This is a genomic window from Angustibacter sp. McL0619 (genome assembly GCF_049994355.1).
In the GTDB taxonomy this organism is placed as follows: Bacteria; Actinomycetota; Actinomycetes; order Actinomycetales; family Angustibacteraceae; genus Angustibacter.
The window spans coordinates 710753-733841 of sequence record NZ_CP188257.1; the positions used below are offsets into that span (position 1 = coordinate 710753).

Below are 23089 nucleotides of genomic sequence, written 5' to 3' on the forward strand. Positions count from 1 at the left end.
ATGGCCACCCAGGTGACCCAGCTGAACTGGAACTGCTATTTGACGATGCTGTATCTGTTGTTCGAGCTGGTCAGTGCCTATGTGGAGTCGTTTTTTGACCCGGTGGGGGCGGCGGCGCGGGAGGCGGCGGCGCGGGAGGTGGCGGCGGCTTCGGTGCGGGCTTCGGTGCGCTCGTTCGCGATGGGCGCGTTGCGGTCCGAGGCGCAGATGGCGGTTTTCGACGCCGGGTTGCGGTTGGCGATGGATGCCTCTCGGCAGCTGTTGCAGATCGCTGAGGGGATCCGGTCGTTCGGGGTGGGCGCGTTGCGGTCCGAGGCGTACATGGTCGGTTTCCAGGCGGGCATGGACGGGACCGTGCAGCTGCTGCAGATGGCCGACGGCACCCGGGACGGCTTCGACGTCGGGGAGCTGGCGGGCGCGGCCGAGCAGGGTGCGGTGGCTGGGCTGGCGGTGATCGCCACGGTCGGCCCGGCCGCTCAGGTTCTGGCTGGGTTGGCCCGCGCGGCTGGGGTGTCGGAGGAGCTGATCGAGCACGGCGCGGAGCTGGCCGCCGAGAGCGCGGGCGAGATGGTCGGTGGCGCCGCGGCCGGGTTGGCGGCGTCCGGTGATCCGTCGACCGGTTGGTATGACGCGACCTCTGGGGGTGTCGAGGGAATGGCTTCGATCGCCGGTCACAAGCTGGGCCACCGGGGTGGGGTCCATGGCGCCGCGACGACCGAGGGCCCCGACGCCCCGCAGATCCCCGACATCCCCGACATCCCCGAGTTTCCGCTGAGTCCCCAGATCGCCCAGATCTTGGACAGTCCCGCACCGGCAGCCGGACCGGTTGACGCGCCGACCGCCCCACCCGCCACCGACCCCAGCGCAGCGCCGACCGCGCTACCCACCACCGACCCCAGCGCGGCGCCGACCGCCGGACCAGCAGTGGCACCGGAGGTGGCCGACCCGGCCACACCGTCCCTGCAGGCCCCCGACGGTGTCGCTGCCACCGCGCACCATGTGTCGGCCGAATCCGTCCCCAGCCACGCCGGCAGCGACACCAGCAGCGACACCGACTCCGCGTCGGTGACCTCCACGGACACCTCGGACACCTCGGACACCTCGGACACCTCGGCGACATCGGTCGACCCGGGCGGGGTCACTGCCGACGCGTCGGCGGACCAGCTGGCATCGCCGCAGCCATCGCCGCCGCCATCGCCGCAGGCCCCCGACGTTCTCGCTGCCACCGGACACCACCACCCGGCCGAATCTGTCCCCAGCGACACCGGCAGCGACACCGGCAGCCACAGCGACTCCGACTCCGCGTCGGTGACCTCCGCGGACACCGTGGACACCTCGGCTACATCGGTCGACTCGGATGGGGTGACGGTGCAGCCGTCGGTGCACCAGTGGGTGCACCAGGCCGCCCAGCAGCTGGACCTCGACCTGCCAGCGGTCCCCGGATCGGCAATGTCCGTCGAGCCCCAGCTGCGGTTGGAGGGCAGCCCGGACGGGTCGCTGCAGGTGCACGTGCCAGGCCGAGCCGACCCCCTGGACCTGGGGTATGTGGCCGCGATGCTCGCGGCGGCGTCCGGACGTCCGGTTGAGGTGGTCGCCGATGGCGGCCCGAGCCCGGTGCGCGTGGACGTCGAACCGTCGCATCCCCAGCCCGGCGCCCCGACCACGGCCGAAGCCGACCCACCGGCGGGAGGACCGAGCGCCCTTGAGCGTCGGGTCGCGGTCGCCGCCCAGCGGCTGTTCGACCTGCCACCCGTCCTAACCGAGCCCGGCCCCGAACGCGCCCGCGCCGAGCTGCGCAGCACCGCGCTGTCCGCGATGGTCAGCCACCTTCAGAGCAACCCGGGGTCCGAGAAGGCTGAGCCTCCCAAGGATGAGGTCGTCCGAGCCGTCGTGGAACGATTCGGTGACCTCGCCGGCCTGGTCCGGCGTACCACCGCCGAGGTCGCCGGCCTGCTGGCCGGCGGGGGACGCGTCGAGCCGAAGCCGCTCGAGTGGGACGGCGGAGCCTTGGGGTTCATGCCCAGTCTCGACCCGGTGGTCGAGGAGGCGGACGAGGAGGCGGACGAGGAGGCGGACGAGGAGGCGCACTCGGCGGCGGACGCGGCGGACTCGGCGGCGGACTCGGCGGCGGAGCCGCAGCCGCGGCTGGACGAGCTGAGGCGCTACCTCGATCTCACCCTCGGCACCACCGCGGCGGAGGACTACGACGACGTGCACGACGTGCGCGCCGCACTCGTCGACGTCCTGGCGAAGGCTGGACGCGAGCTCATCGACCCGCTCGAGGACAGGGTCAGCGACCTGGTGGTCCGCCACCTGGGCGAGCTGCTCAACGGCGGCCGGACGACGACGGTCAACACCCGAAGCCGTGGCCGTTCGTGGCTGGGCCGCCTGTTCGAAGGGGCGGAGAGCTGGGATGTCACGGTGAAAGCATCCCTCAGCCTCCTGGGTGATGGGCAGCACCCGTGGAAGCACGGCTCCGGCTTGGCAGTCGGCAGCAAGCACGAGGTATTCACCGCCAAGAGCCAGAACCAGCAGCGGGTGCACAGCGCCCGCCCGTTCCTCAGCGTGCTGCGCGGTCATGGTCCGGTCGGCGGCCTGGTCATGGAGTCCGGCCTGTCCCGGTTGCGCGCGCGCGGGAGCTCCAATCAGCAGCAGGACGCCACCAACCGACGGCTGCACTGGGAGGGGGCGAGCGACCGGACACGGGCCGAGCTGTTGGTGCGGATCGAGGTGCGACCGTCGGTGGGAAACGACGGTGGCCCGCAGCCGACCACCCAGCCCGTGGAGCACGTCGAGGTGCCGATGACCGTTGCCCTGGTCACCCACCCGGGAGTGCTCCGTGGCCAGTCCTTGAGCGAGCCCCGTCGTCAACTGACCTCGGAGCAGGCTCGGGCACTGGCCGGCTCGACGAGCCTGCTGGCCGAGGGAGTCATCGACGACCATGGCCTGTTCGCCGGGCGCGCGCGCCGGGCCGGCCTGAGGTGGCAAGACAAGGGGACACCCGGGCGCCTGCACCTGCAGTACTACAGCGGACACGATGCGCTGAAGGTGCTGATCACGCCGATGCTGCAAGGCTCCACGCTCTCCCCGGAGCTTGCTGGACTGCGTCATGGCTCGACGGCACTGCGGACGACCGCGCGGATCCTGGACGTGCAGCCGATCATTGTGCAGCCGGACGGCCGATCGAGGTCCGAGGAGATCAGCGAGCAGAGCGTCAGCGCGACAACCCGTCGGCGCCTGACCGCGGACATCCGACCGGTCCCCAGCCTCAAGCTCGGCTGGGGCCGGATCTCGTTCACGATGCGGGTGGTGCTGCAGGGCGGTCTGACCACGGAGGCACTCACCGAGCGCCGGGTACAGACCCAGCAGTCGTCGGCGACCCAGGAGCGGGGTGCGCGGCGGCTGTATCGGGCCAGGATCGAGCTGACCGAGCGCTGGTTGGATCGCAAGCGCAACCAATGGGTGACCGCGCTGAACCGCAGCCAGGACGACGGCCGCGGCGTGCACGTGGTCGACGTGCTGCTCAGCGTCACAGCAGCCGAGGCAAGCAGGCTCGCGCTGCCGGCCTCCGGCGTCGGACCCGCTACCGAGTACGCGGCCAGGCGTCTGCCGGACTGGATGGACCTGTCCGCGCTCGCGGCGATGACCCGGACCCGACTCCCCGTCGGCACGTCGGAGGTCGTCCGGGCCGAGCTGGAGCGGCTGCTCCAGCAGGTCGGCGCGGCCGACCTGCTGGCCTGGCGTGACGACAGCCGCCGGCAAAGGCAGCGCCGCGGCGTGTTCCAGCACGAGTATCAGGTCAACCAGATGCTGAACTCGTTGAGTCGCATGGTGCCCCGGAAGGTGGTGCTGCAGCGCCGCCTGGGCGGCCTGGTGACCGAGACCGTGACGGTCACCGTCACGCCGGTGCGTGGACCGGTCACCTACGACCGGACCGTCAAGGGTGCGCAAGTCCGGTCGGCCGGCCAGGTCAGCCGACGTTACGCGGCCCGCCGCACCCAAGGTTGGAGCCCTGCGAGCGGCTTAGAGGCGCGGGCCGGCAGTGAAGACCACCCGTTCGGCATCGTCGGCGTACGAGCTTCCCGCGACCGGTCCAGCGCTCTCGAGAGCCGAGTCCGGTCCTGGCGGCGGGCAGAGAAACACGGGACCAAGACGTCGGTAGTGTTCACCGGCCCCGTCGAGTTCCACCTCAGCGTCGTCGTGAAGGGCGTCTGGCGTCGGCCGGTGCAGAACTACCGGTGGAGCAAGCTCGCGGCCGTGGCTGCGGGCCTCCCCGCCCCGCCGTCCGGCCGGCTGCGCCGCCAGGTGACGGGCTCGGTGGTCATCGAAGGCGTCGAGACGTTCGTGACCCGGGCGCTCACCCAACCTGCGGGGCGAGTGTCACCGACCCGATCGGCGGCGGTCGGCACTCCCCGGCACAACCTTCCAGAGCCCGCGGTCGGCACCCCTGAGCGGAACGCGCTCAACGAGACGGGCGTGGACGCGGAGGGCGACACGGTGATCCACGTCGCGCGGCCGGACCTGGTGCTGGAGTCCGTCCGCCAGCTGGTCGAGCAGCTGACCGGTGCCGATGCGCTCGCGCGCGTCGAAGACGACCTCGAGGCCAGCTTCGGTGAGAGCGCGGTGGCGGCGCGGATCACCACCCGCGGGTGGAGCGCCTCGACCGGCCGGGTCGTCGTCTGGGTATGCCCGACCCTGGGCCCGCCCCGACGGCTGCAGCTCCTTAAAGAGGAGACCTCCACGTGGGTGAGCTCGGCCGGTGGCTTTGAGTTCGAACGCAGCGACGCCGAGTCCAGCACACTCGGCGGCACCGGCGCGCTGCAGGCGTCATTGCCGGTTCCGGGGGGCGCGGTCGTCGTGCGTGGCGACGCCACCTACCGGTACACCAGGGGGAAGACGTCGTCGGTCCTGCGCAGCGGCGAGGTCGGCCGTGGCCTGCAGACCTACGAGGGCGCGCTGCGCGTCCTGACCCTCCACGACCTTGGATGGAAAATCACCGTCGACATGCTGTCCCGCAGCGGGCTGCCGCGGTGGCTGCTGCCGGACATGAAGCGCCAGCGCGCCGAGGCCAGCGTGCGCGTCGCGGGGGCTGTCGTGCGGTCGATCGAGGGGCCCGAGGCCGCTCGTGCCGGGCTGCTCGAGGACCTCGAGGAGCTCCGCCGGCGCAACGACGATGCGCTGCAGGAGCTGGGAATCAAGCTGCCGGATCGGCTCGACCCACCCGGGCGCGCACGCGTCCTGCTCTCGCCACCGAGCACGATGCAGGCGGACGGGCCGCAGACGATCGGCGTCGGCCGGCTGGTCGACGCACCCGACCTGGGCCACCTGCTGCCCCTGCTCATCGAGGCCCTCGGCGAGCGGGCTGAGCGCTACTTCCCTCCCGAGAACGATCATCGGCAGAACTCCAACATCGCCACCCAGTTCCTGTCCTTCGCGTCGATCGCCGGGCATCTCGGCGACCTGGGCGACGGCGGCGTCGCGATTCCGCTCGGTACCTACGGGCGGCGCAACCAGTCGGCCGAGCTTCGGCTCGAGGTCGAGTTCGGTGTCCCTGGCCCGGCCGAGGTGATCTCGGACGGCGCCATGATGTCCGCCTCCTACGGGACCTCGCTCGGCAAGTCGGCGAGCACCGCGGCGGAGCACGGCGGCGAGCTCGGCGGGCTGTTCCTGATGAGTGGCAACTCCCCGGTCACCCACGCCTGGCGGCTCGGTGGCACCGGACTGCTCGTCGGCTCCGCAGCAGCGGCCTGGTTCGACGTCAGCAGCGGCCGCTCCAGCCATGACACGGTTACCGTCCTGCGCAGCCTCGGCCCCAGGGGAGGGTTCCAGGCCTGGGCCACGGCGACCCTCAGCCTGTCGGCCCCGGAGATGCCGGTCGTGTCGGTGACCTCGCGGGCGGACAAGCCGTTCGTGCTGGAGGTGTCCGCGGACGCGCTGCGGGTGGCCGACGGCACGCCGCCGCACGGGTCGCCGAAAGCGAGCATCGCCTCGGATCGCCAGGTGCGGTCGGACGAGGACTGGGGCGACGGCGGCCGCGACCTGAGGCCCTCGCTGGTTGAGATCGACCGGACGACCGCTCGTTCCCTGCAGGATCCTTCGCCCTGGCTGCATCCGCGTGCCTTCGTGGAGTCGGTGCGCGGCGCTGCGTTCATCCGCAAGCGGTTGGCGCAGACCGCCGCCGCCGCGATGGTGGACCCACATCCGGTCGAGCGGCACGAACGCGAGGCGACGGCCTCACGAGGAGCGACCAACGGCGCCTGCCGGTCCTGGTTGCAGGAGGCGTGCGAGGGACCCGTCGACCTGCTGGGTGACGGGCTGGTGATCCGCGCGCAGCTCTCGGGCGGTGTCCTCGAGGACACGATCGGCGTGGAACCGATCCGGCTCTACGACCCCGCGGGTGACAAGGTCCTCGCCGACCTGGTCGAGCAGACCGGTCGGACCGAAGGGGAGAGTTCCGCCAGCGTGCTCAGTCACTCCGCTGCCCCGCAGGCGGCGTCAACGCTTAACCCGCTGGACGTGAGCGGCTTGGTGCCGTTGGGCAGCGCCGCGATGACCGGCCGGTCCGACTCGCGGATCACCGACTCGGGGACCAGCAACCCGGTCGTGACGAACTTCGTGGACGAGTGGGCGGTACTCCTGTACGACCTCACGCTGGCGGCGACCGGTGGGGCAGCGCGGTCCAAGGCCGAGCTGCCGTTCGAGGGCACCAAGGCCTTGCACCTGCCAGGCGCCGTACGGGTGCGAGTGCCCCGCTCAGCACTGGCCGACGGAAGGTTCCGCCCACCGCCCGGTGACCGCGGGATCAGCGTGCCGGAGGCGGCCTGGCAGCCCAAGGCCGAACGGGCGGCCTTGGGCGAGTCCGGCGTGAGGGTCGCGGCGGCCGAGACGGCCGTGTACCTGGCCGCGGAGCGGACCGGACGAGTGCTGGACGACCCGGCCGCGGATCGAGAGACCCTGGTCGAGGCCCGAGTCGCGTTGCGGGAGAGCGAGGACGCGCTGCAGCGGGCGCGTTTGGAGTACGAGGCGACGCTGGTCGCATGGGCTCGGGCCAAAGCCGAGGCCGACGCCGCGCTGCCCTCCGGCGGGCTGGCAGCCGGTTCGTTCCGGTCAAAGCTGGAGCTAGAGTCAAAGCCAGAGCCAGAGAACGGGCCGGAGCGCGGCCGACCTATCGCCACCGCCCCGACTGCAGACTCGCTGCGCAACGACATGGAGCTCTTCGTCCGCTCCACGGCGGAACGCCTCGGTGTCGCGGACCTGCTCGCCGCGCGCCCCGGCGAGGAGCCCCCGCTCGAGAAGTTCTTCGACCGGTTCGCGGCCACCGGGCAGCCCGCCGCGTTGCATCGCCAGCAGAAGAGCGTTTTCGGCAAGCGCAGGCTGGTGGTCGACGTCGTCGCCGCGACACCGGAGGGCTCGTACGAGGTGGTCGTGACCGCCAGCACGGGAATGCGTCACCGGTTCCGTTGGCTGGACACCCCGGGCCTGCGGCCGCTGCTGCTCGCGAACCCGTTGGAGTACGGCGGAAGCGACAGGCGCTCGTTCCAGGTCGACCCGAACTCGCTGCCGACGACGGCTCACAGGTCGCCGGAGTCGCCCACCGCGTCAGCCCTGCCGGCCACGGACGAAGCCGTGGACCGGTTGGGCTCTGCGGTGCTGCGCCTGCGCAACGAGAACGACCTGGAGCCCGTCGTCCAAGCACTGGCCGCGGTGGCCGACGCAGCGGACCGGTTGGGCAGCCCGCTGGCGACCGGGTCGCTCCGCCATCTGCAGGAAGCCATCGTCAGCGCGCCAGGTGAGCTGCTCGGCAGTGGTCGCACCTTCCGCCTCGACACCGCCTCTGGCCGCGAGCTGCGATGGCGCACGCTGGTTCGACACGTCAAGCGCGCGACACTGGACGTCACGGTGACGGGTCGACCGGACACCCTGGAAGGTCGGGACGTGCTCGCGCTCGACGTCCAGGTGTCCGACCCGGTGGACCCGCAGCTGTCCGTGCGCGAGCACGGCGTGGCGGCGCTGCGGGTGCCCCGCGGACATTTCCGGGAACCGAGCCGGCTCACCCGGCTGACTGCCGAGGACGGCGCCCCGCGTGCCGTCCTGGATCGAATGGTGGCGTCCGAGAGTCTGAAGGTGCTCCGGGTCGGTGGGGTGGTCGGTCGTCCGGGGGAGGACCTGGGACCGAAGCTGCTGGAGCAGCGACTCGCGGCGGTCGGGCCGCAGGTCGCGGCTCCTGGTTCGGTCAACGCGACCGCGCTGCGGGCCGCCTCCTCGACCCGGGCGCTCGCGGTCGGTCTGCCCGGGATGCTCGACGGCTGGCACCACCCGCCGGCCATGGCCGGCCGCGGAGCGTCGTGGGCCGCCATCCGCACCCAAGCGAGCCTGGTTCAGATCGACCGGGTGGGTGTGCTGGACGACGGTCGGCTCGCCTACCGCGGCATCGCCCGGATCACCGACGAGCACCTGGCCGGCGGGCGTCGTCCCCGATGGTCCGCACTGGCACCGGTCGACACGGACGTGTGGGTCTCGCTCAGCCGGGCCGACGCCGTCGCGGCCGGGCTGCCCTTGCCGGCCGGGCTTGGCCCGGCAGGCGAGCCTGGCCCGTCCGGCGAGCCCGGAACCGCAGCTGTCGGGCGACCGCTGCCGTCCTGGCTGACCGCCGAGTCGGTGACCCCCGCCATGCGGGTCGCACCGGCACCGGGAGCGACCCGGTCGGTCGTCGTCGCGACCCGCGAAGCGTTGGCCCGCGTCGCCGCCGCCGACCTGCTGCCCGGACCGGCCGAGCCGGCCGACGAAGCTGCGTCGCGGGGTGCGGGTCGGCTGCGCCGGGTGCGGGTGGACGTGCGCGAGCAGCGGGAGAACGAGCTGGCACTGCAGGCCCTGGCCGCCCAGGCGTTGCGCACCGGCCTGGCGCAGCAGCTGCGACTGCAGCTACGCGACGCCGGGGAGGACGTTGAGCTGGCGCTCTACCCGGCCACTGTGGCGTCGAGTCCGCGCGCGCCGGGCGTGTACGAGGTCGGGCTCGGCCTGACCGTCCGTGCCACCGCGCGACCCGCCGGGCTGACCTCGACCCCGGACACCCTCAGCCGGGAACGGCGGGCGCGCGCCGACGTGCTGACCACCGGGGTGCTCACCGTCGCGCGTGGACTCGGCGAGCAGCAGGGCACGGTCCCGGAGCTGCCGGAGGCCGGAATCGCCCGGCAGGTGCGCGCGGCCCTTTGGGGGTACCCGCTGCCGTCCGCGACGCCGGCCGGCCCCTTGCCGCTGACCTCGCGGCAGCTCGGCGAGCTGGTCCAGCTGGCCCGGCCCTCGACGGCACTTCAAGCGGTCGCGCAGGCCGTGCGGGAGCTGTCCGGTGCCACCGTGGCCCAGCAGCTTCAGGATCGCCTGCACGAGCTGTTCGGACCGCAGGCCGTGGCTGCTCGGGTCGATGCCCGGCAGCCGATGCAGTGGGTGCACGACCTGGGGAACCTGCGGGTCCACGTGCGGGGCGTGGTCAGCGAAACCGGCCCGGTCCGACACCGCGCGCTCGGTGCGGACGTTGCGGTGCAGCGCGACCTGCGCTGGGACGTGCGGCTGGAGCGGGTCAGCCGCCGGCTCACCCGCGCGGCGGTGCCCGGACCGGCGACGCGGCTCGTCGTCCGGGCCAGCCACGCCGTGTCCTACCTCGTCCCGGGGGGTGCGGTGCATGCCGCCCAGTACCCGGCGCGGGTCCGCGACTGGCTGGCGACAGAGGGGACGTCCGGACGAACCGCCGAGGCGATCATCGGCGCCGCTGCTCGGGCCTCGGCTCTCGAGCGGGCCTGGCGCTCGGCCGAACCCAGTCTGCCGACGCGGCTCTGGGAGGTGCGGCACTACCCACCGGCCGTGCGGGTCGCGGCGGCCCGCCACGTCCGGGCGCTGGCCGAGGCCGACCGGCAGGGGCGCCCCTCGCCCGCCAGACCCGGGCTCGACGAGCTCCGGTCCGCCGCCGCTGCCGTCGCCGCCGAGGCGTCGTCGGCGCGGTCCGGGCAGCCCGGGCGAACCGCAGCGGAGCCGTCGGGCAGCGACGCCCGGCTCAGCGCGTTCGGCGCGTGGCAGCCGTCCCGGCGTGCGCTTCGTGGGCTGCTGGACGAGCTGCTCGTGCGAGCGCAGCAGGCGGCCGACATCCTGCCGTCGGGCAGCGACGTCTCGCCGCTGGGGGTGCCGGCCGAGGTCGGCGAGGCGCTGTGCAGCGTCGCGGTGCGGCGGTTGCTGGAGGCGCCGGCGCTTCAGCCGGAGCGCCGAGTCCAGGTCGAGTCGGTCGCCGGGCCGTTGACGGCCGGGCCGTTGACGGCCGAGCTGGTCGGGTCGGATGACGAGCGGTTGATGCTGGCTCGCGTGGAGGAGGCGGCGCGGGTGGCATTGCGGCGCGTCGACCCGGACGTCGAGCCGGTCCGGCTCGACGTGGCCGGGTCCGTCCGCTCGAGGGTGGCCCCGGACGGCACGGTGGAGCTGCGGCTCGGTGTGCGGTACACGTCCTGGGGTCCGGTCGACCTCGCCTACGTGACCAGCGCGGCGGCACTGGCCGCTCGGCGGCCGGTGCGGCTGCGCATCGCGGACAAGGGGCGGTCCCGGCTGCAGATCCCGGCCCCGGTCGGCGGTTGGGCGGCGTTGGACGGTCCGGTCGAGGCGGTGCAGCCGCGGATGGCCGAGATCGCCGGCCTTGCGGCGCGGCACTTCGCGGTGCCGCTGACCATCGACTCCGCAGAGTCGGCTCGACAGGGCCCGGACCGGCTGGCCGGGGCCATGTGGCAGGTGGCGCTGGCATCGCGGGCCCTTCCAGGCGCTGAACTGCCGGTGCTGGTGCAGCGGTTCGGTCACCTTGCCGAGCTCGCTCGATCGTCGACGGACCCGCGTGCTCGGGGCCGTGGCGGCGCCCGACCCGAGCGTTGGTCCGGTCAGCCGTTGACCGCCGCACAGCCGTTGACCGCCGCACAGCCGTTGACGTCAGCACAGCCGTTGAGCGGCGCACAGGTCTTGCGGATGAGGGCGGTGCTGTGGCTGTTGCAGCTGTCGGCCGCCGCGCGCATCTCCCAGACGCGTTTGTTCGCCTTGGTCGACGGACCGGTCGACGGGCCGGGCGACAGATTGATCGATGGGCGGGTGGACGAAACGGCCGCGCGGGACCGGCTGTCGACGCTTTTCGGGCTGTCGGCAGTGGCGCGGGCGGTCGCGGCCGGGGGAGAGCCGTTGGCCGCGGTGGATCCCGGCGACGTTGTGTTGGAGAGGTTCGCCCGGCGGGTGGCGACCGAGGAGCCGCTGGCGGGCAGGTGGGTGGCTCTGGCGTTCGAAGTGAACTTCCAGGCGGCCGACGCCGCATGGCAGGGCGCAGCCGAGGTGAGCACCGCAAGGGTGGTCTCGACGTCGACGCTGCTGATGGAGCGGGTCCTGGAGGCGTGGTGGACGGTCGAACGGGAGGGCGCGACGGGACGCGTGGTGGGGGCCGGCGGGGCGGTCGGCGCGCTGGGTGTGCTGCACGATCCGGCAGGGGAGGGGTCGGTGCTGCTTCGGGTCGGTGACCGGGACGGTCGTCTTGGGGTGCCGGCGCTGGGGTTGGTGGCTGCCCGGCTGGCGCTGGAATCCCACCTGGCGGTGCGGGTGGTGCGCGGGGTGGCGGCCGAGTCCGTTCTGAGCGTTCCGGCCCCGTCCGAGATGGATTGGTGGTGGGAGGACGGAACGTGGCAGCCGGCAGGGCAGACCCCGCAGTCGCTGCGTCGCGATGTCCAGCGCGACGTCACCGCGTGGTTCGCTGCGCCGCTGCGCCCTGGCGGCCGGTGGGACGCCGGAGCAATCAGTTGGTCGACAACGATGTTCGTGCAGGCGGTGCTGGTCTTCCTGGGTGGCGCCGGACCGCTCTTGGCGGTGACCGACGCGGTGCGGGCGCTGGGTGAGGTGGCCGGGTTGACGCCGTTGCCAGGCCCGATCCGGGCCGCCTCGCTGCTCGCGGAGGTGCAGGACGTGGTGAGGCGGCTTTCTGACGAGGCTCTGGACGGAAGGGGCCCTGGTGGATCGCTGTTGGCCAGCGCCCCGCGGTTCACGATGAACGGCACCTGGGATCACAGGGGTTTGACCGTGCGAATCGCGCTATACGACCGGCTCGACGTCGCGGAGATCGCAGATTCCGACCTGCTTTGGGTCGCCTGTAATGTCGCGGCCGGCGTCCGCTGTGGCGTCGTGATTGAGCCGGCCGTCGCGTGGCAGCAGGCCACCGTGGCAGCGAGCGTTCGCGCCCCGCAGGATGCCGAGCTCGTTGCTGCCTTTCTTGACTTGCGGACCGACAATCGGCCTGACCGGCTGGACGCGGTCGGGCGGGTGGCCGACCAGCTGTTCGAGCAGCCTGCGGAGCAAGGCCGGAGCCCTCAGGAATGGCAGCAGCTGCGGGCCTATCGGCAGATGCTGTATGCGGTCACGCTGGACCTTCGTACCAGGAGGAACGACAGGCCGCAGGCAGTCTTTGACGCTGTCACCAACTTCGGTGACCGCGCGGGGTTCCGACGTCGGTGGACCAGGACGGAGCCGTCGGAGGGGCCACTCCGGCTGCGCGGTGGTGCGGGCAGCGACGTCTCGCCGCTGGGGGTGCCGGACGAGTCGGTTGGCGAGCCGTTGACGGCCGAGCCGTTGACGGCCGATCTGGTCGGGTTCGATGACGAGCGGTTGATGCTGGCTCGCCTGGAGGAGGCGGCGGGGGCGGCATTGCGGCGCGTCGACCCGGGCGCCGAATCGGAACGCAGCGAGATGGCTGGGTCCGTGCGCTCGAGGGTGGCCCAGGACGGCACGGTCGAGCTGCTGCTCGGTGTGCGGTACACGTCCTGGGGTCCGGTCGACCTCGCCTACGTGACCAGCGCGGCGGCACTGGCCGCTCGGCGGCCGGTGCGGCTGCGCATCGCGGACAAGGGGCGGTCCCGGCTGCAGATCCCGGCCCCGGTCGGCGGCTGGGCGGCGCTGGACGGTCCGGTCGAGGCGGTGCAGCCGAGGATGGGCGAGATCGCCGGCCTGGCGGCGCGGCACTTCGCGGTGCCGCTGACCATCGAGGCCACCGAGTCGGCTCGAGAGGGCCCGGACCGGCTGGCCGCAGCCATGTGGCAGGTGGCGCTGTCATCGCGGGCCCTTCCGGGCGCTGAACTGCCGGTGCTGGTGCAGCGGTTCGGTCAGCTTGCTGAGCTCGCCCGATCGTCGACAGACCCGCGCGCTCGGGGCCGTGGCGGCGCCCGACCTGAACTCTGGTCCGGTCAGCAGTTGACCGCCGCACAGCCGTTGCCTTCAGCGCCGATGCGGCTGCGGGGCGGTGCGGGCCCCTCGCCGGTGGCGGTACGCACCGAGCCGAGCCTGGTCGACCTGCGGATGACGTCGGTGAGCTGGCTGTTGGCGTTGGCGGAGGCCGCTGGCATCACCGAGGAGCGCCTGTTCGCGCTGGTTGACGAACCGGTCGTCGGACCGGTTTACGGACTGTGGGACGAACCGGCCGCGCGGGACCGGCAGGTGGTGTTGGCCGCGCTGACGGCGATGGTGCGTGCGGTCGCGGCCGGGGGGCAACCGTTGGACCGCGGCAACGGCCGGCGGGAGGCCTTCGCCCGTCGGGTGGCGAGCCGGGAGGGGTTGGCGGGCAGGTGGGTGGCGCTGGCATTCGAGGTGAACTTCCAGGCGGCCAACGTCGAACCTCTGGTCGTCGACGAGCTGAGCGCCCGAACGGTCCTGTCAACCTCCGCGCAACTGCTGGACCGGGTCTTGCCGGTGTGGCAAGCGGTCAAACGGGGCGGGACGACGGGAAAGGTGGTGGCGGCCGGCGGGGCGATCGGCGCGCTGGGAGTGATGCACGATCCGGCAGGCGAGGGGTCGGTCGTGCTTCGGGTCGGTGACCAGGACGGTCGTCTCGGGGTGCCGGCGCTGGGGTTGGTGGCTGCCCGGCTGGCGCTGGAATCTGGTCTGTCGGTGCGGGTGGTTCGCGGGGTCGCGGCCGAGCCCTTCTTGACGGTCCCCGGGCCGGCGGAGCTGGGCTGGTGGCGGCAGTACGACGCTTGGCAGCTGCCGGGACGGGCCGCAGAGTCACTGCGTAGCGGTGTCGAGCGCGATGTCGGCTGGTGGTTCGGTGCGCCGCCGCGCCCTGGCGGCTGGTGGTACGCCGGTGCCACCCGCTGGTCGGCAGCGGCGCTCGTGCAGTCGGTGCAGCTGTTCCTGGGTGGCGCCGGGTCGGTGTGGGGGGTGACCGACGCGGTGCGGGCGCTGGGTGAGATGGCCGAGTTGGCGCCGTTGCCGGGCCCCGTCCGGGCGTCGTCGCTGCTGGCGCACTTGCGCGAGCTGTGGACCGGCGATGGCGGACTGCGGCGGACCCTGGCGCGAAATCAGGTGGTGGTCGCCGAATCTCGTCGAGTGAGGATCGAGGGCATCCAAAGATGGACGGGTCTGAGCGTGGAGGTGCAATTGCTCGACCCGCTCGACGTCGCCGAGATCGCCGGCGCCGACCTGTACTGGGTCGCCAGCCAGTTCGCGGCCGCTATCCGGGGTGGCGTCCTGGTCATGCCCGATGTCACGCGGCAGCAACACGTCACCGGGCAACAGCCATCGGCGCTGGTGACGATCCCCGTTCCGCGGGATGTCACCCAAGTTGCTGGCTACCTGAACGTGGTCGACGACCTTCGGCCGACCACGCTCGTAGTGGTGAGCGAGGAAGTCGGCGCACTGTTCGTGCAGCCGCCGACCGACGACCAGAGCACCCTGGGCAAGCAGCGGCTAAATGCGTACCGCGAGCTGCTGTACGCGACCGCGCTGGAACTTCGGGCCAGGAGGTGCCACACACGGCAGGCGGTCATCGAGGCCGCCGCCAGGTTCGGTGACCGTGCCGGGCTGCCACGCCTGGAGGAACCCTTGCGGCTTCGCGGCGGTGCGGGCGAGCCGATGACGGCCGAGCTGGTCGGGTCCGATGACGAGGGCTTGACGCTGGTACGCGTGGAGGAGGCGGCGCGGGAGGCACTGCGGCGCGTCGACCCGGACGCCGACCCGGACGCCGAATCGGAACGCAGCGAGATGGCCGGGTCCGTCCGCTCGAGGGTGGCCCCGGACGGCACGGTGGTGCTGCTGCTCGGTGTGAGGTACACGTCCTGGGGTCCGGTCGACCTCGCCTACGTGTCGAGCGCCGCGGCGCTCGCTGCCCGCCGGCCGGTGCGGCTGCGCATCGCGGACGAAGGGCGGTCCCGGCTGCAGATCCCGGCCCCGGTCGGCGGCTGGGCGGCGGTGGACGGTCCGGTCGAGGCGGTGCAGCCGAGGATGGCCGAGATCACCGGCCTTGCGGCGCGGCACTTCGCGGTGCCGCTGACCATCGAGGCCACCGAGTCGGCTCGACAGGGCCCGGACCGGCTGGCCGGGGCCATGTGGCAGGTGGCGCTGGCATCGCGGGCCCTTCCGGGCGCTCAACTGGCGGTGCTGGTGCAGCGGTTCGGTCACCTTGCTGAGCTCGCTCGATCTTCGACGGACCCGCGTGCTCGGGGCCGCGGTGGCGCCCGACCCGAGCGCGCTGCGACCGGAAGGCCCACGCGAGGACAGTGGTCCGGTCAGCAGTTGACCATCGCACAGCAGGACTGGCTGGAACGGACCGCGCAGCGCGCCATCAGTGTTCAAGGGGAAGCCGATGCGCTTTTCTGGGCGATTGCGGAGTCGTACCGCCAGCAGGGTGGTCCCGACTACTCGCTGGCTGACCTTCGCGAGCTGGCGGCTGCTCAACTCGAGGAAGGGCCAGAACGCTACGCGCATCTGCTCTGGGATCCGGTAGGGCCATCTCGCGTCGACCCCGTCCAGCGGGCCGCTCAACTGCGGACGGCAGGCGCGTGGGAAGACTGGTTCGAGCAGGCCGTGCCAGTGTTGCTGACAGATGCCCTCGGCCACCCTGTCGTGGTGGTCGACCCCACCGGGATCACCGAGTCGCCGGACGACGTCGGCACGACGACGGAGTCGGGCCAGATCGCCGTCCTGCGAGTGGGCACTTCGGGTGCCGCGTTCGCGGCCGTGGCGTCGCGTGCTGCGCCTCCGGTCGTACTGCCCGCCTGGCCTGTTGCGGTGAGTGAGGTGGGCAATGATCTGAGTCGCACCGTCGTGCGGATGACGGCGGTTCTGTGGCTGTTTGACTTGTCGGCCGCCGCGGGCGTCGCCGAGGAGCGTTTGTTCGCCTTGGTGGACGGACCGGGCGACCGGGAGGCCGACGGGGGGGTGGACGAAGCGGCCGCGCGGGACGGCCTGTCGGCGCTGTCCGAGTTGTCGGCAGTGGCGCGCGAGGTCGCGGCTAGGGGAGAGCCGTTGGCCGCGGTGGATTCCGGCGGCCGGCTGGAGGCGTTCGCCCGGCGGGTGGCGTCCGAGGAGCCGGAGGCGGGCAGGTGGGTGGCTCTGGCGTTCGAGGTGCAGTTCCAGGCGGCCAACGCCGAATCGCAAGTCGCCGCCGAGGTGAGCGCCGCAACGGTGGTCTCGACGTCCACGCTGCTGACGGAGCGAGTCCTTGCGGCGTGGCGGACGGTCGAACGGGAGGGCACGACGGGAAGCGTGGTGGCGGCCAGCGGGGCGATCGGCGCGCTGGGTGTCCTGCATGATCCGGCAGGCAGGGGGTCGGTGGTGCTTCGGGTCGGTGACCGGGACGGTCGTCTTGGGGTGCCAGCGCTGGGGTTGGTGGCTGCCCGGCTGGCGCTGGAGTCCAAAATGGCGGTGCGGGTGGTGCGCACGGTCTCGGCCGAGTTCTTTCTGAGCGTTCCGGCCCCGTCCGAGCCGGGATGGTCGTGGAAGGACGGACCGTGGCAGCTGGAGGGGCAGGCCCCGGAGTCGCTGCGTCGCGATGTCGAGCGCGACGTCGCCGAGTTGTTCGCTGAGCCGCCACTCCCCGGTGGCCGGTGGGAGGCAGGCAAAATCAGTTGGTCGACGACGATGTTCGTGCAGTCGGTGCTGCTGTTCCTGGGTGGTGCCGGACCGCTCTTGGCGGTGACCGGCGCGGTGCGGGCGCTGGGTGAGGTGGCCGGGTTGACGCCGTTGCCGGGCCCGAACCGGGCCGCGTCGCTTCAGGCGGAGGTGTATGACGTGTGGTCCCGGCGCGCTGACGCGGGTCCGAACACCGGGGTCGATGGAGCGCTCTCGGCCAGTTGCCCGCGGTTCACGATGAACGGCACCAGGAATGGGTCGCGTTTGACCTGGCGGATCGCGCTGCACGACCCGCTCGACGTCGCGGAGATCACCTCTTCCGACCTGCATTGGGTCGCCTGCAATGTCGCGGCCGCCATCCGCTGTGGCGTCGTGATCGAGCGGGCCGGCGCGGAGCAGCCGCCCACCGAGGCAGCGCACATTCGCGCCCCGCAGGATGCCGAGCTCGTTGCTGCCTTTCTTGACTTGGACGACAACAATCGGCCCGACCGGCTTGCCGCAGTCGGCCAGGTGGCCGACCAGCTGTTCGAGCAGCCTGCGCTGCAGCAGGTGAAGGCCTATCGAGAGATGTTGTATGCGGTCACGCTGGACCTTCGTTTCAGGAAGAACCACTCGAGGCAGGCAATTACTGACGCTGTCACCAAGTTCGGTGACCGCGCGGGGTTCCGACGTCGGTGGACCATGGCTGAGCCGCCGCAGGAACAGCCGGCGGGGGAACCGATGCAGCTGCGGGGTGGTGCGGGCGGTCCCGCCAGCTCTGAGACGACGCACGTGACCTGGGCGCAACAGAAGTGGCTGGACCGGACGGAGCGAGAGGCCCGATCCGTCCCACCGGGCGTCGACTCCCTGTTCTGGGCGCTCGCCCAGTCGATCATCGAGCAGGGCGGCGCGCTCTACGCGCAGCGGGACCTGCGCGCGCTCGCCGCCGACGCGCTCGTGGGGCAGCCGCAACAGTTCGCCTACCTCCTGGCCGGCCCGGGAGAGCCACCGGTCCTCGACGTCCGACGGGGAGCGGAGGACCTGCGCCGCCCGGGCCACGTCGCTGACTGGTTCGACGAGGCCGTCCCGACTTTGCTGGCGCACGCGCTGCGCCGTCCGGTCGTGGTCGTCGACGCAGACGGCATCAACACGACGTTCCCGGGCCCCGCCGGGCGGTACCTTGAGCGCCCGGTCGTGGTGCTTCGGGGCGAGGGGACCAACCCGAGATATGCCGCGGTCGCCTCCTCGAACCCGCTGGTGGACGCCGATCGAGAGCTGGCCCGGCGCTGGCTGTTCGCACTGGCGTCCGCGGCGGGGATAGGTCATGCCCAGCTGGTCGGCCTGGTGTCCGGAGCAATCGATGTCGCAGCGGGAGACCGGATCCGTGCGGCACTGGCAGCCGTCAGCGGCGCCGTCGCCCTCGGCGGCAGTCCGCTGGATCTGGACGGCGCTTCCGGTGACCAGCTGGCTGACCTGGTCGCATCGACCGAGCTCCAGACGGTGATCGAGCTGCCCGACGGCTGGCTGGAACTGGCGCAGCGGCTGGGAATCGATCGGGACGGGGCGGTGGCCGGCAGGTTGCGCACCGTCCTGGTGCCGGCGCTGCGGCTCCGGGGAGGAGCCGACGGCGATCCCGTGGAGCAGCTCGTGACGCCGGCGCACGACGGGGACCGTGCCGAGCGCGAGCGGACGGTGCGGTGGTTGCTCGGCCTCGCGCGGGCCGCCTCGCTGGATCTGGCGCTCGTGCACCAACTGGTCATAGGCAATGATCCCCAGGACTTCATGAGTGTGGCCGTGCTGCATGCGCTGTCCAGGGCGATGCGGGACGTGCTCGCCGGCACGATCCCGGTGTCACTGGACGGGGCGACCGCGCATCACCGGCAGGTCCGCTCCGCTCTCGTGGAGCGCACGGTTCGGTACGCCGACGGTCCGCGGCTGGCTGCGTGGGCCGCCGAGGTGACGCTCCGCGCGGGTGAGGGTGATGGCCGGGGTGACGAGCGGCAGCGGCTCGCCTCCTTGGTACACGACCTGGCGATGGGGTGGGACCAGGCCCGGCTGGCAGTAGGTGAGACGGTCGGGGTAGGCGTCTGGGAGGGGTGGGCGCGGGCGACAGTGGCCCGCATCGAAACGGGTTCGGGCGCGATGGTGGTGCGCCTGCATGATCCGGACGACGTGCGGCTGGGTCGGACGGCGTGGGGTTACCTCGCGGCCCAGCTCGCCGTGCACGCCGGGACGCAGGTCGATGTCGTCAGCGACCTGCTCGGCGCGCCCGCCACCCCGCTGGCTGCCGTCGGTGCGCCAGAGGGCGCCGGGTGGCGTCGGGTCGGGACGCAGTGGTCCGGCGACACTCGTGCCGAGCAGGAGCTGGCCTGGGTGCGGGATGCGGCCGATCGGCTCTTCGTGGCCGGGTCTGGTGCCGGATCGACTGCGCAACGGACCCCCGCCATGGTGCTGCTCGCGATGCTGCTCTACCTGAAGGGCCCGGGTCAGGCGGACTCCATACCGGTCGCCGTCCGCCGGTTGGGCCTGTGGTCAGGGCTGGTCGAGCGGGACGGGTCTGCGCGGATGAACGCCCTCGGGCTGGCGGTCAACGGCATCCAGACCCGGCACCACGAGGGAGATCGGGTCACGATCAAGGCCGGCCCGTCCGGGCTGGACCTGGTGCTGCAGGATCCCGGCGACGTGGCCATGGACCAGAACCACCTGCGGCTGGTGGCGGCGTCGCTGGCGGCCAGGGCCGGCCGGCCGGTCCAGGTGGTGGACGCGCGGCATCCCGGCGTCGCGCTGATGAGCGTGCAGCGGGATCCGGCTCGTCCGGGCTTGCGGACGCAGGTCGAGGCCGCAGCCGCCCAGATCTTCGACCCGAGCGAGCCCGATCGCGGCGTGCCGGCCAGCCTTGCCGCGGCGCGGCATCGCGATCGGATGACGGTGCTGGAGCTCTTCACCGCGGGTCTTCCCGACCTCGGCGTCGAGAACGTGGTGCAGGGGGTCGGGGGGTGGCTGGGGCTTCGGCACGCCGGCCGCATCCAGCCGCAGCCGGCGGAGCCTCGGCCTGCGCTGGTTCGGGCGGAGCCGTCCAGGCAGCAAGCCGAGTGGTTGGCCCAGCGTGGGCTGGCGGCGGCACCGGCGGTGGACGCGGACCGGTTGTTCGCCCCCCTGGTGGAGTCGCTGGGCCCCGACATGATCGCGCCGGGACCGCAGGGCGTGCAATGGCTGCGCGACCGGATAGCGAACTCCGTGGCGGACGACTGGGATGAGTTGCAGGACTGGGCCATCGGACTTGGGTTCGCTGACCCGGCGGCGATCCGCGCGGTGCTTGTGGCAGAGCCTGGCGTGGTGGAGCCCGCGGCTGCGGCTCGCCTCGATCCGATGGTGCTGAACCAGGTGGCCCGGCTCGTTGGTACCGACATCCGCCTGGTCGATGCCGATGGGGCCGAGACGACCGTGCAGGCGACGGGTGCCCGGTCGAGCACGTCGGTGACGTTGCTTGCCCTGGGGCCTGCGGAACGGCCGAGTCACTACGTGGCGGTTCCGCAGGTCGACCCGAGTGTCGAAGCCCGCCTGCGTACGGCGGAGCGGGTGCGCTGGGTGCTGGCGCTCGCGGACGCTGCCCGAGTCGACGAGGCCCGGTTGGCAGCCTTCGTGGACGGTGCAGACGACGACGCGGTGCGGTCGGACCTGTTCGACGTTGCCGGTGCCGTCGCGGCCGGGCGGACCCGGCTGGCGATCGGCGGCCGCAGCGAGCAACAGGCGGAGTGGTGGCGCGTCTTTGCCGAGCGGGTGGCGGCCCTGGACACGCTCGCCAGCCCGTGGTTGGACCTGGCTCGCGAGCTCGAGGGCGCCGTGCCCACCGACGATGAGGCAGTTCTTCGGCTGCGTGGGGGTGCTGGCAGCGACTTCAGTGCGGACTCCGAGCCAATATTCGAGCCGGCCGCCCCGCCGGCCGCCCCGCCGACCACCCCGTCACAGGCACAGCAGGACTGGTTGGCCGAGCGAGGGCTGGTGGCGGTGCCACCGCCCACCGATGCCGACGACGTGCTCGCGGCCATCAGCGCGTCGGTTGGTCTCCATCCGCACCTGGCCACGTCGGCTTCCGCGCTGCAGACGTACGCCGAGCACTCGCTGCGCACCCGCTGGGTCGACCTCGAACCCAGCCTCTCGGCGCTGGACCTCGATCTGAACCGGGCCATCGACCTGCTGGCCCAGGGCAGAGCCGGCACGGTCCCGCGGCTGCAGGAGATCGTGGCCGTCCTGGTCGGGCAGGCGCTGGGCCGCGGGATCGAGGAGATCGATGAGGACGGTCGGAGTTGGACCCTCAGCTCCGACGCCGAGCCGCGCCCGGTGCTGAGCGTGCTGTCCGCGCGGACGGACCACGGCGTGCGATGGCTGGGGGTGCGGCCGGAGCGCACCGCCGATGTCACTGTGGCGATGGACGTCGACGACGCCCCGGGGACTGAGGTCGAGGTCGCCTGTGTGCTGCGGGTGCTGCCCGACCTGGGTGAGGCGGACGAGCTGCTGCCCGATTCGGCGGCGCGGCAACGGCTTGACCACGCTTCACCGATCGGGTGGCGGACGCCCGCCCCGCTGGTCAGCTCGGGGGCCTCGGTGCAGGTGAACGCGTTCCGGGAGGCGACGCGGACCGGCCTGACTGAGGCGCAGCGACGATTTGGCCGGTTGCCGATCGACGTGGCGACCGTTCCCCGAGTCGTGCGGGCCGCGGTGCTGTGGTGCGTCGCCTCCGGTGGCCTGTTCGAGGACTGGTTCGCCCAGCTGGACGCCGGGCACGTGGTCGGTCTCGATGACCTGGGCGACCTGTTCACCCGGGACATGCTGGACGAGTTCCTGGCCGTCGACCTGCCTCGACGCGTGCCGAGCCCGACCGACCTGACGGTGCACCTGTTGCAGACCCCGCAGGTCGGGGCGCTCGCCGACCAGCTGTTGCTGCACCTCGCGACCCGCCCGCAGACGACGATGCTGGACGCCGCAGAGCTGGTTCGGCGGATCTGGACCGATGTCTGGCGAGCTGCACCAGACGTCGTCCCGGAGCCGGTCGAGGCGATCCCGTTCGAGCAGCGCGTCGTCGACGTCGTCCAGGCCCACCTGCACCTGGGGCTGCTGCGCGAGCGGGCAGCCGTGCTGTACGCCTACACCTGGGCGCGCCATCGTGGGGCAGGTTCGGTCGAGGTGCCCTTCCGGACGTCCGGACCGCGCGCCGAGGCGGAGCAGGCGCTGGCGGACGCGCTCGGCGAAGGGGTGCTCGAGGCGGCGGCCGAGCAGGCGCTGACCGAGTTGTCGGCGGCGCGACCGCACGAGGTTGCGGACCTGATCGACCAGGCGCGTTCATGGGTGGGCCGAGACCCGTTCGTGTCGCTCGAGACCTTCAGGGGCGCGCCCGCGCCGCTCGCCCCGGCCCCCGTCTACGACGAGCAACCACCGCCACCGGGGTACGCCGGCTCGTCGCAGCAGGCGCCCGACCTGATGTCCGAGACGCAGGACCCCGGCAGCGTAGGCCGCCGGCCAGCGGGCGAGATGTCCGAGCTTTCGGGCGAGGCGAGCGGGGGCCTGGAGGTCGCGGTCTGGAACGCGGGCTTCCGCGCGGGCGACTACTCCGTGACCACCGCTGGTGTACCGGCCGACACCCAACAGCTGGCTCTGTTGTTGCTGGCGACCTGGGCCGAGGTGCCCACCCCGGCCCCACCGGCGACGGCTGCCGAGGTTGATACCGAGGTCGCTGCCGAGGTGGTCGCCGCTCCTGCCACGCTGAGGATGACCCGTCGCCAGCTGGCTCCCCGCGACGCGGCTGCAGTCCGAGGCCAGACCTGGGACGGCCTGTCGATCCTGCTGGGCACCATCGAGGATCTTCGCTCGACCGTGGAGGAGCTCGACGTCGTGGTCCGCGATGTCGTGGACGCGGTGTTCACCGACGAGGACGACGTGGGCGAGCTGATCCGCCGGCTGGTCGCCGCGTCGGACCGGGACTCGCTAGGACTTGCCGGCACCGTTCTTGGACGAATCGCCGCGGAGGTCGAGCGGGTCTGTAACAGTGACCGGACAGCGACCGTGCCGCTGCGGCTGCACCATGCGGGCGTCACGGCGGCCGACCTGATGCGCCGCCACATCGGCACCGGCACACAGCTGCTGGACTGGTTGCACTCCTTGCACGGCTGGGTCGAGGCTCAGTGGCCGGGGGCGGTTCGCAAGCTCCGCG

General features: G+C 72.4%; 1 protein-coding gene (only partly in view). It reads left to right on the plus strand.

Annotated elements, in window-relative coordinates; translation table 11 throughout:
- Positions 1 to 23089, plus strand: the 5' portion of a protein-coding gene (locus ACPPVT_RS03350) for a hypothetical protein (RefSeq protein ID WP_426565452.1). It continues 9875 nt past the right edge of the window; 23089 of the gene's 32964 nt are visible here — the first part of the coding sequence; its start codon is at positions 1 to 3; its stop codon lies off the right edge, out of view.